23 protein-coding genes are annotated in these 21,855 nt (G+C 67.1%); 14 read left to right on the top strand and 9 right to left on the bottom strand.

Annotated elements, in window-relative coordinates; genetic code table 11:
- Positions 1-5 precede the first annotated feature (5 nt).
- Positions 6-1,280 carry a DUF6596 domain-containing protein gene (locus LCL87_RS05865; protein WP_225017605.1) on the top strand — a complete coding sequence of 425 codons (1,275 nt, stop codon included), beginning with the start codon at positions 6-8 and terminating at the stop codon, positions 1,278-1,280.
- Here LCL87_RS05865 and LCL87_RS05860 read toward each other — a convergent pair.
- The gene (locus LCL87_RS05860; protein ID WP_225017603.1) at positions 1,271-2,188 is read right to left on the bottom strand and encodes a LysR family transcriptional regulator; all 918 of its coding nucleotides are present in this window, start codon (positions 2,186-2,188) and stop codon (positions 1,271-1,273) included. The two genes, LCL87_RS05865 and LCL87_RS05860, sit on opposite strands and share 10 nt — an antisense overlap.
- A 70-nt stretch (positions 2,189-2,258) precedes the next feature.
- Here LCL87_RS05860 and dapA point away from each other — a divergent pair, with 70 nt between their 5' ends.
- Entirely contained in the window at positions 2,259-3,155 is an 897-nt protein-coding gene (dapA, locus tag LCL87_RS05855; RefSeq protein WP_225017601.1) for a 4-hydroxy-tetrahydrodipicolinate synthase, read from the top strand.
- A gap of 12 nt (positions 3,156-3,167) precedes the next feature.
- Here dapA and LCL87_RS05850 read toward each other — a convergent pair whose 3' ends face one another.
- Positions 3,168-4,469 carry an HNH endonuclease signature motif containing protein gene (locus tag LCL87_RS05850; protein ID WP_225017600.1) on the bottom strand — a complete coding sequence of 434 codons (1,302 nt, stop codon included), beginning with the start codon at positions 4,467-4,469 and terminating at the stop codon, positions 3,168-3,170.
- Positions 4,470-4,725: 256 nt separating this feature from the next.
- Between LCL87_RS05850 and LCL87_RS05845 the strand changes: the two genes are divergently transcribed.
- The 5 genes from LCL87_RS05845 (at position 4,726) to LCL87_RS05825 (ending at position 8,975) form a co-directional block, all read left to right on the top strand.
- Positions 4,726-5,415: a DUF6301 family protein gene (locus tag LCL87_RS05845; protein ID WP_225017598.1), complete on the top strand. Its 690-nt coding sequence runs from the start codon at positions 4,726-4,728 to the stop codon at positions 5,413-5,415.
- A gap of 9 nt (positions 5,416-5,424) precedes the next feature.
- On the top strand, positions 5,425-5,916 hold the full coding sequence (locus tag LCL87_RS05840; protein ID WP_225017596.1) for a DUF6301 family protein: 492 nt from the start codon (positions 5,425-5,427) through the stop codon (positions 5,914-5,916).
- Between the two features lie 175 nt (positions 5,917-6,091).
- Complete coding sequence (locus tag LCL87_RS05835) at positions 6,092-6,529, top strand: 6,7-dimethyl-8-ribityllumazine synthase (protein ID WP_225017594.1); 438 nt, start codon at positions 6,092-6,094, stop codon at positions 6,527-6,529.
- 134 nt (positions 6,530-6,663) lie between these two features.
- Positions 6,664-7,872, top strand: a complete 1,209-nt coding sequence (locus LCL87_RS25765; RefSeq protein ID WP_510850695.1) for a PucR family transcriptional regulator — start codon at positions 6,664-6,666, stop codon at positions 7,870-7,872.
- Positions 7,873-7,934: 62 nt separating this feature from the next.
- Complete coding sequence (locus LCL87_RS05825; protein WP_225017590.1) at positions 7,935-8,975, top strand: MBL fold metallo-hydrolase; 1,041 nt, start codon at positions 7,935-7,937, stop codon at positions 8,973-8,975.
- Positions 8,976-8,981: 6 nt separating this feature from the next.
- Here LCL87_RS05825 and LCL87_RS05820 read toward each other — a convergent pair whose 3' ends face one another.
- From LCL87_RS05820 to LCL87_RS05810, 3 genes are all read right to left on the bottom strand, one after another.
- A complete protein-coding gene (locus LCL87_RS05820) occupies positions 8,982-9,479 on the bottom strand; it encodes a thioesterase family protein (protein WP_225017588.1) in 498 nt (165 codons plus the stop codon).
- A gap of 65 nt (positions 9,480-9,544) precedes the next feature.
- Positions 9,545-9,943 carry a DUF5313 family protein gene (locus LCL87_RS05815; RefSeq protein WP_225017586.1) on the bottom strand — a complete coding sequence of 133 codons (399 nt, stop codon included), beginning with the start codon at positions 9,941-9,943 and terminating at the stop codon, positions 9,545-9,547.
- Positions 9,944-9,978: 35 nt separating this feature from the next.
- A complete protein-coding gene (locus LCL87_RS05810) occupies positions 9,979-10,464 on the bottom strand; it encodes a MarR family transcriptional regulator (protein WP_225017584.1) in 486 nt (161 codons plus the stop codon).
- A gap of 153 nt (positions 10,465-10,617) precedes the next feature.
- On the opposite strand from LCL87_RS05810, the gene LCL87_RS05805 reads away from it, so the two are divergent.
- Positions 10,618-11,862 carry an acyl-CoA dehydrogenase family protein gene (locus LCL87_RS05805; protein WP_225017582.1) on the top strand — a complete coding sequence of 415 codons (1,245 nt, stop codon included), beginning with the start codon at positions 10,618-10,620 and terminating at the stop codon, positions 11,860-11,862.
- 46 nt (positions 11,863-11,908) lie between these two features.
- Here LCL87_RS05805 and LCL87_RS05800 read toward each other — a convergent pair whose 3' ends face one another.
- Positions 11,909-13,114 (bottom strand): M20 metallopeptidase family protein, encoded by a 1,206-nt coding sequence (locus LCL87_RS05800; protein ID WP_225017580.1) that lies wholly within the window; start codon positions 13,112-13,114, stop codon positions 11,909-11,911.
- Positions 13,115-13,213: 99 nt separating this feature from the next.
- Between LCL87_RS05800 and LCL87_RS05795 the strand changes: the two genes are divergently transcribed.
- Positions 13,214-14,260 (top strand): AsnC family transcriptional regulator, encoded by a 1,047-nt coding sequence (locus LCL87_RS05795; RefSeq protein ID WP_225017578.1) that lies wholly within the window; start codon positions 13,214-13,216, stop codon positions 14,258-14,260.
- On the opposite strand, the gene LCL87_RS05790 is transcribed toward LCL87_RS05795, so the two are convergent.
- Entirely contained in the window at positions 14,261-15,022 is a 762-nt protein-coding gene (locus tag LCL87_RS05790; protein WP_225017576.1) for an IclR family transcriptional regulator, read from the bottom strand.
- 69 nt (positions 15,023-15,091) lie between these two features.
- Between LCL87_RS05790 and LCL87_RS05785 the strand changes: the two genes are divergently transcribed.
- From LCL87_RS05785 to LCL87_RS05770, 4 genes are all read left to right on the top strand, one after another.
- Positions 15,092-15,916, top strand: a complete 825-nt coding sequence (locus LCL87_RS05785) for a fumarylacetoacetate hydrolase family protein (RefSeq protein ID WP_225017574.1) — start codon at positions 15,092-15,094, stop codon at positions 15,914-15,916.
- Entirely contained in the window at positions 15,913-16,857 is a 945-nt protein-coding gene (locus tag LCL87_RS05780; protein WP_225017567.1) for an acetaldehyde dehydrogenase (acetylating), read from the top strand. The genes LCL87_RS05785 and LCL87_RS05780 overlap by 4 nt, the downstream gene beginning before the upstream one ends.
- Positions 16,854-17,885, top strand: a complete 1,032-nt coding sequence (gene dmpG, locus LCL87_RS05775) for a 4-hydroxy-2-oxovalerate aldolase (RefSeq protein ID WP_225017565.1) — start codon at positions 16,854-16,856, stop codon at positions 17,883-17,885. The genes LCL87_RS05780 and dmpG overlap by 4 nt, the downstream gene beginning before the upstream one ends.
- 113 nt (positions 17,886-17,998) lie before the next feature.
- Positions 17,999-18,715 (top strand): maleylpyruvate isomerase family mycothiol-dependent enzyme, encoded by a 717-nt coding sequence (locus LCL87_RS05770; protein WP_225017563.1) that lies wholly within the window; start codon positions 17,999-18,001, stop codon positions 18,713-18,715.
- Between the two features lie 62 nt (positions 18,716-18,777).
- On the opposite strand, the gene LCL87_RS05765 is transcribed toward LCL87_RS05770, so the two are convergent.
- Together LCL87_RS05765 and LCL87_RS05760 are read right to left on the bottom strand one after the other, a co-directional pair.
- Complete coding sequence (locus LCL87_RS05765; protein WP_225017561.1) at positions 18,778-19,224, bottom strand: DUF6630 family protein; 447 nt, start codon at positions 19,222-19,224, stop codon at positions 18,778-18,780.
- Between the two features lie 198 nt (positions 19,225-19,422).
- Positions 19,423-20,145, bottom strand: coding sequence for a hypothetical protein (locus LCL87_RS05760; protein WP_225017559.1), 723 nt, complete (start codon positions 20,143-20,145; stop codon positions 19,423-19,425).
- 282 nt (positions 20,146-20,427) lie between these two features.
- Between LCL87_RS05760 and LCL87_RS05755 the strand changes: the two genes are divergently transcribed.
- Positions 20,428-21,759, top strand: coding sequence for an HNH endonuclease signature motif containing protein (locus LCL87_RS05755; RefSeq protein ID WP_225017558.1), 1,332 nt, complete (start codon positions 20,428-20,430; stop codon positions 21,757-21,759).
- Positions 21,760-21,855: the final 96 nt, after the last annotated feature.

Below are 21,855 nucleotides of genomic sequence, written 5' to 3'. Positions count from 1 at the left end.
GACCGATGGGCAGGGAGGGCGGCGGCCGCGCGGCCGACGCGGAGACGTCCGTCGAGGAGGTTTTCCGGGAGGAGCGCGGCCGCCTGCTCGCCGCCCTCGTCAGCAGGTTCGGCGACCTCGACCTGGCCGAGGAGGCCACGTCGGAGGCGATCGAGGCCGCGCTGCGGCACTGGCCGGTGGACGGGGTGCCGTCCAAGCCGGGGGCGTGGCTGCTGACCACCGCACGGCGCCGGGCGGTGGACCGTCTGCGCCGGGACCAGGTACTCGCGGCGCGGATCGCGGTGCTGCAGGTGGAGGCGGATCGGGCCGATCCCGCTCCCGCCGCGGACGCCGGTGGCGAATTGCCCGACGAGCGGCTCCAACTGTTCTTCACGTGCGCGCACCCCGCGCTGCCGGCCGAGGACCGCACGGCGCTGACGCTGCGCTGCCTCGCCGGCCTCACGACACCCGAGGTGGCTCGGGCTTTTCTCGTGCCGACCGCGACGATGGCGAAGCGGATCACGCGGGCCAAGAAGCGGATCCAGGATCTCCGGATCCCCTTCCGGGTTCCGGGCGCCGACGAGCTTCCGCAGCGGCTGCCCGGTGTCCTGCAGGTGCTGTACTCGATCTTCACCGAGGGCTACGCGGCCAGTGCCGGACCTTCGTTGCAGCGCCTCGACGTCGCCGAGGAAGCGATCCGGTTGACCCGCGTCCTGCACCGGCTGTTGCCCGACGAGCGTGAGGTGGCGGGACTGCTGGCGCTGATGCTGCTCGTGCACGCCCGTCGGGGCGCCCGGACCGGTCCGGGCGGCGAGATGGTGCTGCTGGACGACCAGGACCGCACGGTCTGGGACCGTCCGATGATCGAGGAGGGCAGCGCGCTGGTGCTGGTCGCCCTCACCGGCGGCCCGCCCGGCGTCTACGGGGTGCAGGCCGCGATCGCGGCGCTGCACGACGAGGCGCCCGACGTCGCAGGCACCGACTGGCCGCAGATCGTGGCCTTGTACGACGTGCTGCTCCGACTGGTGCCGTCGCCGGTGGTGGCCGTGAATCGTGCGGTGGCAGTCGCGATGCGGGACGGTCCGGAGGCCGGCCTGGCGCTGCTCGACGAGTTGGCCGACGAGCCACGGTTGACGTCGTACCACCCGTACGCGACGGCCCGGGCAGAACTCCTCGCCCACCTCGGCCGCCGGGACGAGGCCGCCGACGCGTACCGGTGCGCGCTCGAGTCTGCGGGGACCGCACCCGAGCGCGAGTACCTCGAGCGTCGGCTCGGTGAAGTGACGGGCGGTCAGGCGTAGTGGGGTTCGTCGCCGGGACGTGGGAAGGCAAGCGCTGCACGATGAAGTTCCGTGCCGACAGCGGCGAATGCCGGCCGCGATCGGCTACCGCGGCGGTAGGCGATGCGGGTCTTCCTGTTGATCGGTAACGCGGTGAGCGTCACTCCAGCCGGGACCTCGGTGGCACCCAGCTGCGGCACCAGCGCCACCCCGGCTCCCGCGGCGACGAGTCGCAGGACGGCGGTGAAGTCGTCGACCCGATGTGCGACGCGGGGTTCGAAGCCCTGGGACTGACACGTGCGGATCGCCATCGTGTGGCAGAGCGTTCCGGGATTGCCGACGATCCAGCGACTTTCGGAGTGGCCGCGGATCACGTCGATCCCGCTGCCGTCGGGGGTGCTCGGGGACGCCAGGAAGACGACCTCGTCGAGCAACGGTTCCAGTTCGATGCCCGAGCCCATGGCGGACGGGACGTTGTCGTACTCGTGCACCAGCGCCATGTCCAGATGATCGCTGCGCAGGAGGTCCGGTACGTCCGCAGGATCGACCTCGGTCACGGACAGATCGAGATTGCCTGCGGAGCGAGCGATTTCGAGCATGGCCGGCAGCACCACCGTCTGCAGCGCCGTGGTGAAGGTGCCCAGGCGCACCGACCCGGACATGCCCTCTGCGCCGGCAGCGAGTGCGGCCTCGGCTCGCTCCAGTTCGGCCAGAACCACTTCGGTGTGCTCGACGAGTACGGCACCGGCGGGTGTGAGGCTCACCCGGCGACCCGTGCGCGTCAGCAGAGGGCGCCCGGCCTCGCGTTCGAGCGCCGCAAGCTGTTGCGATACCGCGGACGGCGTGTACGCCAGTGCCTCTGCGACCGCCGCGATGGTGCCGCGATGGGCAAGTTCCCTCAGAAGCCTCAGTCTGCGAACATCGAGCATCAGTTCAGCTTACGTTTTGCATCAGAAATGTGAACTGGTTCTTCAGCTGAGGGCCGCCGAGACTGATCGCATGAACTTTCACCCGTCAGGAATCCTCGTCCCCCTCATCACGCCGTTCGCGCACGACGGCGCAGTTGCGACCACCGATCTGGAACGCCTCGCTCACGAGGTGATCGACGAGGGAGCGTCGGGAATCGTCGCGCTGGGGACCACCGGCGAACCGTCGACGCTCACGCCGGACGAGCGCCGCGAGGTCCTGCTGATCTGCGACAGGGTGTGCCGGGAGCGGGGTGTCCCGCTGCTCGTCGGGGCGGGGTCCAACGACACGGCCGACACAGTGCGGGCGATCGAGGAGGTCGACGGGCTGGTCGATGCGGCGGGCGTGCTGGTGACCGTGCCGTACTACACGCGCCCATCCGAGGCCGGGGCGGTGGCGCACTTCGAGCACGTCGCCGACCGCAGTCGCCTTCCGCTGGTCCTGTACAACGTGCCGTATCGGACGGGCCAGCGTCTGGGCTGGGAGTCCATCGTCCGGCTGTCGCGGCATCCGCGGATCGTCGGGATCAAGCAGGCGGTGGGTGTCGTGGACACCGGCACGGCGCGTCTGTTCGCGGAATGCGACGATTCGTTCGCGATTCTCGTGGGGGAGGACACGCTGGTTTCGCCGCTGCTGGCGATGGGCGCGGCGGGCGCGATTCTCGCGACCGCGAACGTCTGCACGCGGGAGTTCGTCGAACTGTTCGATTTGTGGCGCAGCGGGGACTCGCTGAAGGCGCGGGCCTTGGCCAATGCGCTGGTGGGACCGGCGAGCGCGCTCATGTCCGGGCCGAATCCCACTGTCGTCAAGGCGGTTCTGCACGCGCAGGGGCGGATCTCGACGGCGAATGTTCGTCTGCCGTTGCTGCCCATGGACGATCCACCGACGATTGCCACTGTGCTGGGGCAACTTCTCCTGCGGACCGCTTGATCCGCCGTTCCCTCAGGCCGCCCGGGGTCCGGCGCGATTGTGGGCGGGGATGGGTTTCTTGTAGGGATCCACGGTCGACGGTGGGGTGAACCACGGGTGGCGGTCGGCGCCGATTCTCACTTGCCAGTGGGAGTGGTGCAGCAGTCCGTGGTGGTAGCGGCACAGCAGCACGAGGTTGTCGAGGTCGGTTGGTCCGCCGTCGGCCCAATGTGTGACGTGGTGGCCTTCGCAGTGGGCGGGGACTGCGCCGCAGCCGGGGAAGGCGCAGCCGTGATCGCGGGCGATGAGTGCCCGCCGTTGCTTTTTCGACACTGTTCTGCTGGTGCGGCCCAGGTCGATCGGTACGCCGTCGCTCATGACGATCGGCGTGAGGTGGCAGTCGCAGGCCAATCTGCGGGCGGTCGCGATCGATAGTGGTCCCATGTGGGGCATGCGGGCGATGTCTTTGTCGCCGAACAGGTCCGGATCGCCGTCCGAGCCTGTCCACTCGTGGTCCGCTTCGGTGCGGGCGAGGTCCTGCGCGTTCACGTGCAGGGATAGGTGGGGTCGCTCGCCGCCCTCGATGGGGGCGTCTCCGGAGTCGAGGTAGCGGCGCAGGATCTCGGTGAAGGCGTCGGCCCGCTGACGCGCCGGGGTGCGGGCGCCGGCGGGGTCGTCCATCGGGTTGCGCGGCTTGGTCAACGTCGACAGGGCGGTCAGGAGCATTTCTCCGGTGACTGCGTCGAGATCACCCTTGACTGCAACTCGCCCGTTCAAGGTCTTCGAGGCGTGGAACTCGTTGCGTTCGGTGTCCTCGCTCGGCGGGAGTTCGTCGGATTCGAAGATCCGCTCGAGCCGGGAGATGCAGGTGCGAACGGTCGTCGTGGTGGCGGTGGGTCCGGTGGCGCTGTCCAGCAGCACTTTCCGGCAGGAATCCAACGCTTCGTTCGGCATGCCGCGGGGTGGGGTTTCGCAGAACTTCCCGATAAGGGCGGCGTGCTCGGCGGAGATAGTGCCGGCGTTGAAGGCGTCGGCGATCTCGGGTTGCCGGCCGAGCATGCGCCCCAAGGTCAGGATCCGTGTTGTGGTCGATACTTCCAGCAGCGTGTTGGCGGCCAGCCACTGCTTGACGCTGCGGAACCCGAGGGTGTCGAACGAGACTGCGCGCTCGTCGATTTCGGCAACGGCAGCCGCCCGCAGGGCGTCGAGTTGCTCCATTGCGTGGCAGATGTCGAGCGCGGTCTGCAGCAGCAAGATCTCGGGCAGTGTGCCCATGTCCTCGGGCCGCGGCGCCGTGACCACGATGCACGAATTATTGAGTCCCCCCGGATTCATGCCTCGATTCTAGTTCGAACTTATGTTCGAGTCAATGGGTGTCTCGCGCGTCAGACTTTCTGGCAGGGTCCCGGCGTTTACGATCCGGGACACGAGCCGGAAGGGGAGGCGTATGGCGAGGTCAAGGCGAACGAAGATCCCAGTCGAAGGCGTACCGAGATGGAGCGGGGACAACGCTTGGCATCGTCAAGGAACTTCGCCGGGATCTGCCGAACGTGGTGATCATCCTCTCGGCGCGAAGGCATGATTCCTGACCATGCACGCTGATATCGAAGGCGCGGTCCGGACCGCGCGCCTGGCAGCCCGTTTCGACTGGACGTGGGACTCCGAGGACCTCGAACGTTTCTGCGCCGCCGCCGGCTGGCAACCAGAACGCTTCTCCGCCACTGGTGCGGAGATCATCACGAACCTCGACATCAACCGCCGCAGCGGCAACGCGCACCTGACCTGGGGGCCACTCAACTACATCGACATCTGGGTGACCGACGTAGCCGATCCCGACACCGATATTCCGGAGGTGATGGCGGAGTTCCTCGCCGAATTGAGCGTGCCGATGACCGCGGAGTTCGGGGAGGGAACCCCCGTCACCGCCGGTATTGTCAAGGAACTTCGTTGGGATCTGCCGAACGTGGTGATCATCCTGTCGGCTGGGCTCAAGTCCGTAGCCATGTACCTCGTCAGCCCCAAACATCAAGCGTGGACCGACGAACCCGAAGATGAATGGGACGACGAAGAGGACGAGGACGACGAAGACCGATCGGCGAGTGCACCGGTCAGCCGCCTCGATCCCTGCACGCCGATATCGACGGCGGTACCGGCCAGCCGGATCTCGGCTGGGCAACGGCCGTTGGGTGGCCTTGTCGGATTGGATGTGAACCGACCGTTGGTGTCTCGCTGGATCAGCGTGGTCCATGGGTTGCCGGAACTGCGGTCGAGCAGAAAGTAGCATCCACCCATGCACGTCGACATCGAAGGCGCCACCCGGATCGCCCGCCTCGCCGCAGAATTCGACTGGACCTGGACTGTCGACGACCTGGAACCCTTCTGTTCGCAAGCTGGATGGGAGCTCGTCGAACTCCGGGAAGGCGGCGGCTCGATTCGGACGGACCTTCATGTCAGCAGGCCGAAGGCGAACATGTACAGGCATAACCGTTCGATGCAATACATCTCGATCTTGGTCACGGACCTGGCAGATGACGCCACACCCATGACAGTGGTGCGTCCGCTGCTGGACGAAGGGTTCACGAACCTCGATGTGGCATTGACCGCACTCCTCGGGACAGCCACGAGCGCCGAACCCGGACCAACGGCAGCTCTCCGGTGGGACCTGCCGAAAGCGGTCATTACGCTGGACCTGAGTGTCAGCGCGATCTTCCTCGATCTGACGAGTCCGGAGTATCAGGCATGGCTGGACGAGCCCGAACCGGAGTACGAGGACGAGGACTAGCGATCGAGGTCGGCGAGATCGCACCCGGGGCGGGAACAGGATTGCGCTCCTCACACGACTCGGCCACTCACAACTCCAACCTGCAATGCGGTCAATCCCCGCCAAGTTCTGACGCAAGACAGATTTCTCGAACGCGGGGCCTTCCGGCGAGCTTCGACGTTCTAGGATCTCGCGTATGAACATCGCCTTCGTCCAGTCCACCTGGCATCGGGCCATCGTCGACCACGCACGTGACGCTTTCGTGGTGCAGTGGAAAGAGCTGGGGCACGACCCGACCGAGATCGAGTTCTTCGAGACTCCCGGAGCGTTCGAGATCCCGTTGCACGCCCAGCGCCTTGCCCGCACCGGACGCTTCGCCGCAGTCGTCGCGGCCGGATTGGTGGTCGACGGCGGCATCTACCGGCACGAGTTCGTCGCCTCCGCCGTGATCGACGGCCTGATGCGCGTCCAGCTCGACACCGACGTGCCGGTGTTTTCGGCAGTGCTCACCCCGCACCACTTCCACGAGCATCTCGATCACGACGCGTTCTTCACCTCGCACTTCGACAAGAAGGGCGTGGAAGTCGCGAACGCATGCTCGGCGACCCTCGCCGGGCTCACCGCAATCGGATAGGCGAGACGAGCCCGCCGGCACAAAGTGCTGACCCGGGCGCGGCTGCACGAGATATGTCCGGATCGGCGTTCTCCGCGTGACAGGCCCGTCCGATTGCGCCTCGACCCGCCGGACCGTCGGCGTATCGTTCGGGCATGCCGTCGGACGACGAGCTCATTAGCGGCGCACCGAGCGCCGCTGTTCTCGCCGTCCTGGATCGCCTGGACACCAGGTTCGAAGCGTTCGGCCGTAAGCGGGGGACTCCGGCCACTGCCAATCTTCCGAACCCGGAGTTGTTGCAGCGCAGCACTCTTCGATTCTTTCGGATCGCAGCGAGAGCGATCCGGGAGAACAGGACATTCACCGCAGATGAACTGCGGCCGGTCCGTGAAGGTGCCGTTCAGGCGGCGGTGGACGGTGCTTCGCTGTCTGCGGTGCTGCACAGTTGGCACAGGTTCGGTCGAATCCTCCTCGACGAGTGCCGTGCGGCGGCGGGTGAGCGGGCCGCCGCGCTGGTCGACATTGCGGACGGCGTCCTGCGACTTCAGGAGGTCGTCACCCGCACCGTCGTGGATTCGTACGAGAGCGAGCGGGTGGCGCTCGAGGGGGACGAGCAGCCGTCGCGCGAGTTGCTGGCCCGGTTGCTGCTGGCCGGCCAGGACGCGGACCCGACGGCGCGCTGGTGCGGGATCGAACTGGCAGACGAGTACTCGGTCCTCGCCCTGTCCGGCGGCGACATGGAAACGGACGCGAGGGCGTGGCGGACCAGGGAGGCGCGCACGGTCCGGGTGCTCGAGGCGGTCGGTACGCCACCGACGCTCGCCATCGTCGAGCCCGACTCGACGACGGTGCTCGTTCCGCGGTGGCCCGGCGCGGATGCCGACTGGTTCCGGGTGGCGGTCGACCTGGCCGCGGCCGTGGGCGAGGTTGTCGGATCCACGGTGACCGGGGCGGTGTCCGGACCCGTCAAACGCCGCGAACTCGCGGGAGCCGGAGCGCTGGCCCGCGAACTCCTCGAACTCGCGCGCCGGATGGGTAGAGAACCGGCCGTGTATCAGCTCAGGGATCTTGCGCTGCCGTTCCAGCTGTCGCGGGCGACCGCCGGTCACCAGTACCTGGGGGACTGTCTGCTGCCGTTGGATCCGTACCCGGAACTGGTCGAGACACTCGACGTCTACCTCCATCACGACCTCGATCGGGGTCGAACGGCGCGCGCCCTCTGCATCCACCCGAACACGGTCAACAACCGGCTGGGCAGGATCCGGGATCTCGCCGGACTCGATCCCAACTCCTACGACGGGATCATCACGCTGGGTTCGGCGCTCGACGCACGACGTGCGGGCGGCGGGACATCCTCGTACTGAGTCGGTCTCGCTCAGCGGTCGACGCGAGCCGGGGGAGGATTCACCCGTGGCATGTTCCAGGCGTGGATTCGCGAAGTAGTGCTCCGGCGGCCGTCGAGCCCGACCCGGTGCCGCACTGGACCGCGCCGGGTGCGCACGAGATCTCGCCCGGAGTGTTCCGTATCCCGTTGCCGCTTCCGGAGGGCCCGCCGGCAATCAACGTGTACGTCATCGTCGACGGCGACGACGTCGTCCTGATCGACTCGGGGTGGGCCACCGAGGACGGGGTCCGCCATCTGGAGCAGGGTCTCGAACGCATCGGATTCGAGCCGAGCGGGATCAGCCGCTTCCTCATCACGCATTGGCACACCGACCATTACTCGCAGGCGCTCGAGATTCGTCGCCGGCACGGCACCCCCGTCAGTCTCGGGGTCGGCGAGCGGCCGATGGTCGAGCGATACATGGGAGGAGCGGCGGCCGGGGAGACGTCGTCCGGCGCGGCAGCCATGTTGGTGCGGGCGGGCGCACACCGGATGGTCGAGGGGATGCAGGGAGTCCCCGACGTCGGGATGGAACTGCCGGACCACTGGCTCGAGGGCAACCCTCGGATCGTGCTGCAGAACCGAACCCTCGTCGCGATCCCCACGCCAGGGCACACGAACGGGCACTACTCGTTCTGGGATCCGGAGGCTCGGTTGTTCTTCACGGGCGACCACGTCCTTCCCCGGATCACGCCGTGGATCGGGCTCGAGACCACGCCGGGCAGGCTGCCGCTGGGCGACTACCTGGCCTCGCTGCTGTTGGTCCAGACGATGCCCGACGCGCAGCTGCTGCCCGCGCACGGCCCGACGATGCCGAGCGCGGCCGAGCGCGCCCGTCAGCTGATCGATCACCATCACGCCCGCCTGGACCGCACCCTCGATGCCGTGCCGTCTCACGCGGTCACCGCGTTCGAGGTGGCGCACCGGTTGCGCTGGACGCGACGCGATCAGCGGCTCGACGAACTTCCCGCGTCGCTGCAGCCGTATGCGGTTGTCGAAACCGTTGCGCACCTGGATGTTCTGGCCGACCGCGGCGCGGTGCAAGCCGTCGAATCCGACGGCGTCACCCTCTACAGCAGATGAGACGTCTCACGTCCTGACGCCGGGCGTGCGTCCCGTCCCGGCCGGCATCCCGGCGGAGAGCTGCGAGCCCGACAACGCGCTGAGCCGGGACCGGACCTCCTCCGGGAACGGCGCGACCCGACGTGACTGCAGATCGAAGTGCAGATCCAGTTGCTCGCCCGCGGCGACGCGGTGACCCGAGGTGAGCGAGCGCAATTCGTGGAAGAAGTGTGCTCGCTTGTCGTCGACCCCGAGCAGCCAGGAGTCGACGGCGATCGGCTCGCCCTGTCGGAGTTCGCGTTCGTACGTGATGTGGGCTTCGACGACGATCTTGCCGAATCCCGTCCGGTGCACGTACTCGTCACCGAGACCGATCGAGTCGGTGAACCGGGCGTGGGCGTCGTAGATCACGGTGCCGTAGAACTGGGCGTTCATGTGTCCGTTGACGTCGATCCATTCGTCGCGGACGTGGGTCTGCAGACTCCGACAAGGGCCTGGCGTGGTCGGGAGAATGAACTCGGTCATGCGCGCAGGTTAGGGGCTCCTGGGGTCCGCGAGCGGGTTCTGTCTCGGGGACCGGGAGGTGGACCTCAGAACGCGTGCGGGTGTGCCTTCTCGTACGCGGCCTTCTCGGCGTCGTGGCGGGCGACCTTCTTCGGGTTCTCGAGGTTGGGGTCCAGACCGTGCTTCTCGAGCCGGCGGCGACGGTTCTGCTCCATGTAGGCCGCGGAGAAGAACAGTGCCAGGAAGACACCGAGCAGCACCATCGATCCGCGCAGCCACAGCGGTCCGGGGAACAGGAAGAACGCCGCGAAGATCGGGAGGAACGGCACCATGCTGCGAATCATGTGGCGCGGCACTGCCCAGTCGCCGATGAGGTCGTTGAGGACCCACGCCTGCATCGAGTCGGGAAGCTTGCGGCCGCACGAGTAGGCAACCCACTGGAACGGATTGGGGCGCTTGGCCTTCGAAGGAGTCTTGCTGGACATGTCCTGGATACCTGTACCTGTCTGGAAGGGGCGGTTCATTCGTGCAGGGCGCCGGCGCGCAGTGCCGCCGCATTGACACGGGTGAGGACGGAGTGGAGTTCTTCGAGTTCGGCGAGGCTCACGCCGAGTCGCTGGACGACGGCGCCGGGGATGCGTTCGGCCTGGGTGCGCAGGGCCTTCCCGTCCTCGGTGAGCTCGACGACCAGCTGGCGCTCGTCGGCGGCGCTGCGGGTGCGTGTGATGAGTCCGCTGGACTCGAGTCGCTTGAGCAGCGGGGACAGCGTGGGGGAGTCGAGCTGCAGTGCCTGCCCGATCTCCTTGACCGACATGGGAGCGCGGCCCCACAGCGCGAGCATCACGAGGTACTGCGGGTGCGTCAGTCCCATCGGTTCGAGGAGCGGGCGGTAGACCGACAGCACCGCGCGATTCGCCACCGCGAGGGCGAAGCACACCTGACGATCGAGGGCGAGTGGATCGACGTCGCCCCAGTCGAGATCCTGCTCGGGGATGGTCGTGGTCATGAAATGAAGCATACACGATTAAGTCGTGCACTAACTAAATGCCCGAAGGGTGGACAAAAGAGAACGCGTTCTATATGTGTGGATGTGGCGGCCGCCACGGGGTGGCCCGGTCTGTCATGCAGGCCACATCGAGCGCACCGACTGGAGTTCTACATGTACGAGTGGTCAGACACCGACCTGATGTTCCGTGACGCCCTCCGTGGCTTCATCGACAAGGAGGTCAAGCCGCACGTCGACAAGCTCGAGAGTGGTGAACTGCCCCCGTTCGAGATCATCCGCAAGATGTACTCGACGTTCGGTATGGACGAGATGGCCACCGAGGCGCTCGAGAAGTCCTTCGCCAAGGAAGAGGCGAAGGAGCGCGGCGAGGCGCTGCCCGAGTCGGGTGAGAAGTCGAGCGGCTTCAGCGGCGCCGGCAGCATGGGCGTCATCCTCAACAGCGAGATCGCGGGCGTGAGCCTGGGCCTGGTCGCGTCGATGGGTGTGAGCATCGGCCTCACCGCCGGCACCCTGCGCAGCCGCGGCACCCTGGCCCAGAAGAAGCGCTGGCTGCCGGGGCTCGTCACGATGGAGAAGGTGGGCGCGTGGGCGATCACCGAGCCCGACTCCGGCTCCGACGCGTTCGGCGGCATGAAGTCGTACGTCCGCCGTGACGGCGAGGACTACATCCTCAACGGTCAGAAGACGTTCATCACCAACGGTCCGTACGCCGACGTCACGATCGTCTACGCCAAGCTCGACGAGGGCGACGCCTCCGTCGACCGCCGCGACCGCAAGGTCCTCGGCTTCGTGCTCGACAAGGGCATGGAGGGCTTCACGCAGAGCGCGCCGTTCAAGAAGATGGGCATGAACTCCTCGCCCACCGGTGAGCTGTTCTTCGACAACGTCCGGATCACCAAGGACCGACTGCTCGGTGAGACCGAGAACCCGGCCAAGGGCGACGGCAAGGAGAGCGCGAAGGAGTCGTTCGCGGCGGAGCGCATCGGCATCGCGTCGCTCGCGCTGGGCATCATCAACGAGTGCCAGCGCCTGTCGATCGAGTACGCCAAGAACCGCAAGCTGTGGGGCAAGGAGATCGCGCAGTTCCAGCTCATCCAGCTCAAGCTGGCCGAGATGGAGGTGGCGCGTCTCAACGTGCAGAACATGGTGTTCAACGCGATCGAGCGCACCGCGGCGGGCGACAAGGTGACCCTCGCGGAGGCGTCGGCGATGAAGCTGTACTCGTCCCGCGCCGCGACCGAGGTCGCGATGGAGGCCGTCCAGCTGTTCGGCGGCAACGGCTACATGGCCGAGTACAAGGTGGAACAGCTTGCGCGTGATGCGAAGTCGCTCATGATCTACGCCGGTTCCAACGAGATCCAGGTGACGCACATCGCGAAGGGCCTGCTGGCCAAGTGATCCCGGCCCCGGTCCGCACGGGGGGTACATGCGGACCGGGGACCGTTCACGCCGCGCTGTCGGCGGCGGCGAGCCGCCGGAGCGCGAGTTCGCTGTAGAGCGCGGCGCCGTCGCCCAGGACGGCGTCGTCGAACTCCGCGAGCGGCGAGTGGTTGAACGCGGCCGCCGCCGGATCCCGGTCCGCGGGGCACGCGCCGAGGAACACGAACGCCCCCGGAACCTCGTTCAGCACCCGCGAGAAATCCTCGGACGCGGCCGCCGGCTGCGGCTGCCACGCGAACCGCTCCGGTCCGTGCACCTCGGCGACGACGTCGGCGACGAACTCGGTCTCGGTGTCGTCGTTGACGGTCACCGGGTACTGCTCGTCGTAGTCGACGTCCACCTCGAGCCCGTGCGCGGCCGCGATGCCCTGGCACACCCGAGCGATTCCCGCCCGGACCTTCGCCTGGCTCTCGACGGAGAAGGTGCGCACCGTGATGTCGAACCGGGCGTCGTCGGGAATGACGTTGGCAGCGGTTCCGGCATGGAAGGCGCCCACTGTCAGCACGACCGGGTCGAACGGGGCGAACGACCGGGTCGCGAACGTCTGCAGGGCCGTCACCATCTCGCAGGCCGCGGGGATCGGGTCGAGCGCCCCGTGCGGGGACGACCCGTGGCCGCCGCGGCCCAGCACCCGCACCGTTGCGACGTCACTCGCGGCCATCAACGGGCCCTTCCGCGTGACGAACACGCCGCCGGGGGCTCCCGACGCACTCACGTGCAGACCGTACGCGGCGACCGGACGGGACCCCGACGCCTCGAGCACGCCCTCGGCCAGCATGTGTCCGGCGCCGTCGTAGCCCTCCTCACCCGGCTGGAACATGAACACGACATCGCCCGCGAGACCCTCGCGGCGCGCGGACAGCAGGTGGGCGGCGCCGACGAGCATCGAGGTGTGCAGGTCGTGCCCGCACGCGTGCATGTTCCCCGGGATCGTCGAGGCGTAGTCGACGTTCGCCCGCTCGCCGACCGGCAGCGCGTCCATGTCGCCGCGCAGCAGCACCGTCGGCCCCGGCCGGCTGCCGCGCAACACCGCGGTGACCGACGTCAGGTCGGTACCGGTGCCTATCTCGAGCGGCAGCCCGTCCAGTGCGGTGAGTACCCGCTCCTGGGTGCGCGGAAGATGCAGGCCCACCTCCGGTTCGGCGTGCAACGTGCGACGGAGCCGGACCAGGTCCTCGTGCAGTTCCTTCGCGTCCTCGGTCAACGACACCGGCGTCCCCTCTCCTCGGGTGGTCGTGCCGAAGCGGCGCAACTCGAGGCATGATGCCCATGACGTGCATCACACCCGACGAATTTGCAGGATTTTTCCGTGACCGATGGATCTGCTCAGGAATATGACGCGCTGGACGAACTCGACCTGAGTCTGATCAACACGCTCCAGCTCGGCCCGCGGGCGCCGTGGGCGCAGGTCGGGGCGGCGCTGGGGGTCGATCCGGTGACGGCGGCTCGGCGCTGGTCCCGTCTGGTCGAGAGCGGGTCGGCCTGGGTCACCGCGCACCCCGCGGGTCCGCAGACGGCCGCGCTGGTGGAGATCGAGTGCGTGGCCGGTCAGGTGTTGCCGACCGCCGAGATCCTGGTGCGGTGGCCGCACGTCCTCACCGTCGAACACGCCAGCGGCTCCCGTGACCTACTGCTCACGGTCAGCGTGAAGGACCTTGCTGCGCTGTCGCGCCTGTTGCTGAACGCGATCGAGAAGCTGCCCGGAATCCGCTCGACCCGAACGCATCTCGTGATCCGTCCCTACGCGATGGGTGGGGACTGGCAGCTGCGCGCACTCGACGCCGACCAGCGGGCGCACCTCGACGGGCGTGGCCGTCGCACGACGGGCACGCTGCGTCCGCTCGACGACGCGGACCGGGCACTGATCGCCTGCCTGTCCCGGGACGGCCGGGCGTCGCTCACCGACATCGCCGCCGAACTCGGCTGCAGCGTCAGCACCGCACGCCGCAGGCTCGGCACCCTGCTGGATCGGAACTCGCTGCTGCTGCGCTGCGACGTCGCGCAGCCGCTGTCGGGCTGGCCCGTGTCGGTCTTGATGTGGGCGCACGTGCCGGTCGACGAGTGCGACGCCGTCGCGCAGCGCCTCGTCGAACTGCCCGAGACTCGCGCGTGCCTCGTCTTGACGGGGGCGCCCGCCAACTTCTTCTACTCGGTGTGGGTCCGCTCGCTCGAGGACGTCCACCGGCTCGAACAGCTCCTGCGGCGGACGGTGCCGTCGCTCGAGATCCTCGACCGCACCGTCACACTGCGCTTCTTCAAGCGGATGGGACGGATCCTCGACGAGTCCGGGCGCAGCGTCGAGGCCGTGCCGATGGACATCTGGTCCGATCCGGTCGCGAACGCAGAGGGAGTGTGATCAGCGGAGTTGGGCGCGGCGCGACATCGTGCTGCGCAGCCCCTCCGCGGCCGCCCGGACCGCGGCGACCTGACTCTCGGGCCGGTAGCGGTTGGTGGGTCCGGTGACGCTGATGGCCGCGACGACACGGTCGTCGGCGCCGAAGACCGGTGCGGCCACGCATGCGATGCCCAGCGCCGACTCCTCGCGCTCGAACGCGACGCCGGTCTCGACCACCTTGTCGAGCTGGGTCTGCAGGATGCCGGGCGCCACGATCGTGTGCGGCGTCCGCCGGACCAGCGGTGCCGCCAGCACCTCGAGGCGCAGGTCCGGGTCGGAGTGCGCGAGGAGGGCCTTGCCGATCGCGGAACAGTGCAGTGGGATGCGCCCACCGGTTCGGGACGGGGAGATCGCCTGGCGGTGGCCGCCGATCTTCGCGACGTAGACGACGTCGTGGCCGTCACGGACCCCGAGGTGCACGGTCTCGTGGCTGCGCTCGTACAGGTCCTGCAGGAACGGCATCGCCATCTCGAGCAGCGAGCGCTCGAGCGAGGCGAGCATGCCCAGCTCGAACAGTCCGCCGCTCAGCCGGTAGCCGCCGTCGACGCGATCGAGGAGCCGGTTCGCCACGAGTTCGCCGGCGAGCCGGTGCACGGTCGCCTTGTGCAGCCCGGTGCGTCTCACCAGCTCTGCGAGCGGTACGACGTTGTCCTCGGGGCGGTAACTGCGCAGGATCGCGACCGCTTTGCCGAGGACCGTGTCGAGGTTCGCTGCACCGGTCACGCGTCGAGCGTATCGCTGAGCGAGACAGAAGGTTGGCCTCGGGCGCCCCCGCCCAGCACAGTTATCGACATGACCCAGTCCACGAACTCCACCGCGGTGAGCGAGTCCGCTATCGCCGCTGCCGCGGAGCGCCTCGCGTCGGCCGCAGCGGCCGGTGTGCCCTGCGCGCCGATCCGTGACCTGATCGGCGCCGACGACCTCGTCGCCGCCTACCAGGTGCAGGAACGCGTCAACGACCTCCGGATGAAGGCGGGCGCCGTCGTCGTCGGCCGCAAGATCGGTCTGACGTCGGTCGCGGTCCAGCAGCAGCTCGGCGTGAACCAGCCCGATCTCGGCGTCCTCTTCGACGACATGCAGTACGCCGACGGTGACGACGTCCCGATGAGCGTTCTGATCCAGCCGAAGATCGAGGGCGAGGTCGGCTTCGTGCTCGGCGCCGACCTGATCGACGGCCCGCTCGACGCCGCGCAGGTGCGCGGCGCGATCGAGTACGCGGTCGCCGCGCTCGAGATCTGCGACAGCCGCATCGAGAACTGGGACATCCGCTTCGGCGACACCGTCGCCGACAACGCGTCTTCCGGCGTCTACGTGCTCGGCACGCAGCGTCGCACGCTCGACGAGTTCGAGCCCAAGGACGTCGTCATGTCGATGGCCGTCGACGGCCAGGAAGTCTCCTCCGGCAACGGCGAGGCCTGCCTGGGCGACCCGATCGAGGCCGTCGTGTGGCTCGCCCGCACGGCCCGCGAGCTGGGCCAGCCGCTGCGCGCAGGTCAGGTCATCCTGTCCGGTGCCCTCGGCCCCATGGCGCCGGTCCAGGCCGGCAATGTCGTCACCGTCTCCGTGTCCGGACTCGGTGTCGTGACCACACGTTTCAAGGAAGGAACCGAGGCATGAGCAAGGTCAAGGTCGCGATCATCGGATCCGGCAACATCGGCACCGATCTGATGATCAAGGTGCTCAACCACTCCGATCACCTCGAGATGGGCGCGATGGTCGGTATCGACCCCGCGTCGGACGGTCTCGCCCGCGCCGCTTCCATGGGTGTGCCGATCACCGCCGAGGGTGTCGAGGGCCTCGTCGGTCTCCCCAACTTCGACGAGATCGAGATCGTCTTCGACGCGACGTCGGCCAAGGCTCACGTCGTGAACGACGCGCGCCTGCGCCCGCTGGGCAAGCGCATGATCGACCTCACCCCCGCCGCGATCGGCCCCTTCGTGGTGCCGGCCGTCAACGGTGACGAGCACCTCGACGCCACGAACGTGAACATGGTGACCTGTGGTGGCCAGGCCACGATCCCGATGGTCGCGGCCGTCTCCCGGGTCGTCCCGGTTGCCTACGCCGAGATCGTCGCGTCGATCGCGTCGAAGTCCGCCGGCCCGGGCACCCGCGCCAACATCGACGAGTTCACCGAGACCACGTCCAGCGCGATCGTGTCCGTCGGTGGCGCCAAGCGCGGCAAGGCGATCATCATCCTGAACCCGGCCGAGCCGCCGCTGATGATGCGCGACACGGTCTTCTGCCTGGTCGACGCTTCGGACCCGGCCACGCACGACCAGATCCGCGAGTCCGTCGCGAAGATGGTCGGCGACGTCTCGGCCTACGTGCCCGGCTACCGCCTCAAGCAGCAGGTCCAGATCTCCGAGATCCCCGCCGATCAGCCGGTCGAGACCCTGATCGACGGCGGCAACCGCCCGACCCACCAGGTGTCGATTTTCCTCGAGGTCGAGGGTGCAGGACACTACCTGCCCGCCTACGCAGGCAACCTCGACATCATGACCTCTGCCGGCCTGCAGATCGCTGAGCGCATCGCCCAGAAGAAGGAAGCCACCCGATGAGCACCAACCCCACTATCTTCGTCCAGGACGTCACGCTGCGCGACGGCATGCACGCTGTGCGCCACCGCATTTCGCCGGAGGACGTCAAGCGGATCGTCAAGGCTCTCGACGCTGCCGGTGTCGACGCGATCGAGGTCGCGCACGGTGACGGTCTCGCCGGTGGCTCGGTCAACTACGGTCCGGGCTCCAACACCGACTGGGAGTGGATCGAGGCTGCGGCCGACGTCCTCGAGAACGCCCGCCTGACCACCCTGCTGCTGCCGGGTGTCGGCACCATCGAGGAGCTCAAGCACGCCTACAAGCTGGGTGTGCGCTCGGTCCGCATCGCGACGCACTGCACCGAGGCCGACGTCTCCGCGCAGCACATCGAGACGGCCCGCGAGATCGGCATGGACGTCTCCGGCTTCCTGATGATGAGCCACATGGCTGCCCCGGAGGAGCTGGCCAAGCAGGCCAAGCTGATGGAGTCCTACGGTGCGAACTGCGTGTACGTCACCGACTCGGGCGGACGCCTGACGATGAACGGTGTCCGTGACCGCGTCCGTGCCTACAAGGACGTCCTCAACGAGGGCACCGAGATCGGCATCCACGCGCACGAGAACCTCTCCCTGTCGGTGGCGAACAGCGTCGTCGCCGTCGAGGAAGGCGTCTACCGCGTCGACGCATCGCTCGCCGGTCACGGCGCCGGTGCCGGCAACTGCCCGATCGAGCCCTTCATCGCGGTCGCCGACCTGCACGAGTGGAAGCACGGCTGCGACGTCTTCGCGCTGCAGGATGCTGCCGACGACATCGTCCGCCCGCTGCAGGACCGTCCGGTCCGCGTCGACCGCGAGACCCTCACCCTGGGCTACGCGGGTGTCTACTCGAGCTTCCTGCGTCACGCAGAGACGGCGTCGGCTCGCTACGACGTCGACGTCCGCACCCTGCTGCTCGAGGCCGGCAAGCGCAAGCTGGTCGGTGGCCAGGAGGACATGCTCGTCGACATCGCTCTGAACATCGTCGCCGAGCGCGAGGGCCAGAGCGCCTGATCTGAGGCAACTCCCAACTCGGGCGCTGCAACCGTTTCGGTCGCGGCGCCCGAGTTGTTTCTCGGGTGGGGCTACGGTCGAGGGAGCGGGACCGTCGTCGAGTAGGAGCATTCGTGGCGTTCAACGATCTGGATCTGGCCGAGCGCCTGGATATCGCGCGAGAGGGCACCGCGTACTTCGCGCAGAAGCTGGCGGCGCTGTCGGACGAGGACCTTTCCGGCCCGAGCCTGCTCGACGGGTGGACGCGCAAGCACCTCGTCGCGCACGTCGCCTACAACGCCGCCGCGCTGTGCCGGATCCTGGACTGGGCGGCGACCGGGATCGAGACGCCGATGTACGAGTCGGTGGAGCAGCGGGCCCGGGAGATCGACGAGGGTGCTCTCCTCAGTGCGGGATCGCTGCGAAACCTCTTCGCCGAGAGAGCGGCCCAGCTCGACGAGAAGTGGCGCACGTTGCCGGACGCTGCGTGGGACGCCGAGGTACGGACCGCGCAGGGGCGAACGGTGCCGGCGTCGGAGACGGCCTGGATGCGCAATCGCGAGGTGTGGATCCACGCCGTCGATCTCGGAAACGGCGCACGGTTCGAGGACTTCCCACAGGTGGTGCTCGATTCGCTCCTCGACGACATCGTTGCGATGTGGCGACGCAGGGGTGAGGGCGCGGGCCTGGTCCTCGAGGTGGGCGATCGTCGGTTCGTCGTCGTCGAGGACGGTCCGCCGGTGACCGACATCGTCGCGGGTTCGCTTGTCGCCGTGGTCCACTGGGCATCGGGTCGTGGTGCGGTGGGGCTCACCGCGGGCAGCGAACTCCAGCCGCCGCGTTGGTTGTGAGAGGTCCGAAGCATTGCCCGTCGGCGGTCGATCCAGTGTCTTGCGTCAAGAACTGCGCCGCCTCACGCATCCTGCCAGCCTCGGCGAACGACATTCAGTGATCCGGCTTCGATCATGTCCTCGGCCGAGCCTGTGGGAACGAAACCCAGCAGGTAGCCATCGGCACCGAGATCGAGTTCGACCAGGAGTACGCCGTGCTTGCGGCTCTGCTCTCCGGCCAAGCCGAGGAACCGCTCGATGTCCTCGTCCTCATCGTCGTCATCCTCGTGTTCTTCCCACCAATCCCACGACATGGACGACGGGTGGAACTTCAAGGATTCCAATGCTTCTCGGGCCATCTCCGGATCGTCAGACCAGTCGATGTACTCCATGACCGCAGCGTCCTGTAAACCTCTGGTCAGCTCCGCCAATGCCCATCTGTCATCCACTGCCGCCCGGACCGCCTCAGTGAGCGACGGCCTCTCCGGTACCAACTGCTCAGCGATCGTGATCAAGCTGCGGCGGTCCATACATTTCCCCTTCGACATGCCTTCGGATGACATGCTTATCACGAGCAATCTGGGCGACAGTGAAGGTCCCGAATCACGCCTCAACTGGGCGTTGAATCCGCAGGTCGCGAAGCTGCTAGTCGACAGCTACGGCAGCCTGGGAGCCCCGAGAAGACATCCACAGCGGAATATCCCAATTTCTGGGAAATGGCAAGGTCATCAGCCTCGGGCACGCCGATACTCTGGAAACCTATCCGCCAGAGCCCTATCAAACGCGGAAACACGCTCGGATGAATCAATATTCGGCTGCACGTGATCGCGTTCAAGGTGCGCCGTCATCAATCCTGCCGCATAAGTGAATTTACCATTGACGATGCACAAGATAATTGTCGCCCGTAGAACACGGGGGTTGATTCGGTTGTGCGAGGTTCCCGGGATCGGCTCCTCCGCCACCCAGATCAACCTCTCGAGCGATTTGCGATCGTCGAACCATTTCGCAACCGCCCCGGATACGCGATTCTCAAACCACTGCACGGCAATCGGCACGTCCGCCTCAGTAATCACCCATGGCGCCTCCCCCACCGACTCCAGACCCGGCAGATCGTTGAAAAACCGATGGTCAACGCGCTCATGGAAGGGGCTGTCCGGCCGATCGCCTTTCAGCAGTGCGTCCGATGGCATTGACCGTAGTGCGTCATCTATCGTCGGAGATATCAGGAAGGCAGTTCCCGTGCACCTCACTGCACCGTCCCTCGAATAGCCAATAAGTGCTTGCACAGCCGCGAAGGTATTCGGAATGCCGACAGAATCACTCTTGAACCAGAAGGCACCCTCATTCGTCTCCACTAGGGGATCAAACGGCATGTACCCCGCGCGCGCCAATGCATCGGTCAATTCCGTCTTAATCATGTTGGCAACACGGTCTCTTTTACGAGTAGCCACAAATTACTCCTTTCAGGCGAGAGCTCCCGCCACGGTTGGGCTTTTCCGCCCTTGCATTCCAACAGAACAACTTTTTTGTTGCCTGCGGCGTCGGTGATCGCGCCGATACGATCCGAGGTACCCGAACCGGAGCCCACAACTAGCCGTTGTCGGCCGTGACCTCGCCACACGCCTCCCCCTTTCCTGCTCGTGTCCCGGATCGTAAACGCCCGGAGCCTGCCAGGAAGTCTGGCGCACGAGAAACTCCTTGACTCGAACACCAGTTCGAACTAGGCTCGAGTCATGAATCCGGGGGGACTCAACAATTCGGGCATCGCAACCACCGCGCTGCGGCCCGATGACGTGTGCCGGCTCCCTGAGGCCTTGTTGTTGCAGGCCACGTTGGATGTCTCCGGCGAGATCGAGCGCCTCGAGGCGTTACGTGTTGCGATGGTGGCCGAGGTGGATGAGCGGGCAGTTTCGCTCGACACCCTCGGATTTCGGAGTGTGAAGTTCTGGCTGGCCGCGAATTCGCTGTTGGAAGTATCGGTCGCAGCGAAGATCCTGGCGTTGGGCAAGATGCTCGGTCGGCAATCCGAGATCGCCGACGCCTTCAACGCAGGTGACATCTCTGCCGAGCATGCCGCTTTGATCGGAAAGTTCTGCGAGACCCCGCCCCGCGGCATGCCGAACGACGCACTGGATGCGTGCCGGAAAGTGTTGCTGGACAGCGCCACCGGGCCCACCGCCACCACCACGACCGTGCGCACCTGCATCTCCCGGTTGGAGCGGATCTTCGAATCCGACGAACTGCCACCCAGCGAGGACGTCGAGCGCAACGAGTTCCACGCCTCGAAAACGTTGAACGGTCGCGTCGCGGTCAAGGGGGATCTCGACGCGGTGACCGGCGAGATGTTGCTGACGGCGTTGTCTGCGTTGACCAAGCCGCGTAACCCGATGGACGACCCTGCCGGCGCCCGCACCCCGGCGCGGCAGCGCGCGGACGCGTTCGCCGAGATCCTGCGCCGCTACCTCGACTCCGGCGACGCCCCCATCGAGGGCGGGGAACGGCCGCATCTGTCCCTGCACGTGAACGCCGCCGACCTCGCCCGCAGCGAAACAGCACACGAGCACGCATGGACGGGGTTCGGCGGCGATCTGGACGATGACCCGGAGAGCGATCGGGACCTGTTCGGCGACAAAGACATCGCACGCATGCCACACATGGGGCCACTGTCGATCGCGACTGCACGACGCCTGGCCTGCGACTGCCACCTCACCCCGGTCGTCATGAGTGACGGCGTCCCGATCGATCTGGGCCGCACCAGCAGAACAGTGTCGAAGAAACAGCGTCGAGCGTTGATCGCCCGCGATCATGGCTGCGCCTTCCCCGGCTGCGGCGCACCACCCGCCCACTGCGAAGGCCATCACGTGACGCATTGGGCCGACGGCGGACCCACCGATCTCGACAACCTCGTGCTGCTGTGCCGCTACCACCACCAACTGCTGCACCACTCCCACTGGGAAGTGAAAATCGGCACTGACAGAAAGCCGTGGTTCACCCCACCGAGCACCGTCGATCCGTACAAGAAACCCATGCCCGCTCACGGGCGGGCAGGACCACACGCAGCCTGACCGCGTCAACGGTACGACCGGACAACCGCATGCCTCCGAAACCACTGCAGCCGACACCCTGGAAGAGGGTGCCGGCTACAGGGGAGGGGGAATAGC

This window comes from Prescottella equi (assembly GCF_020171745.1).
In the GTDB taxonomy this organism is placed as follows: Bacteria; Actinomycetota; Actinomycetes; order Mycobacteriales; family Mycobacteriaceae; genus Prescottella; species Prescottella equi_A.
Note: the sequence above shows the minus strand (reverse complement) of the source record. Positions and strands in the feature narration are given on the sequence as shown.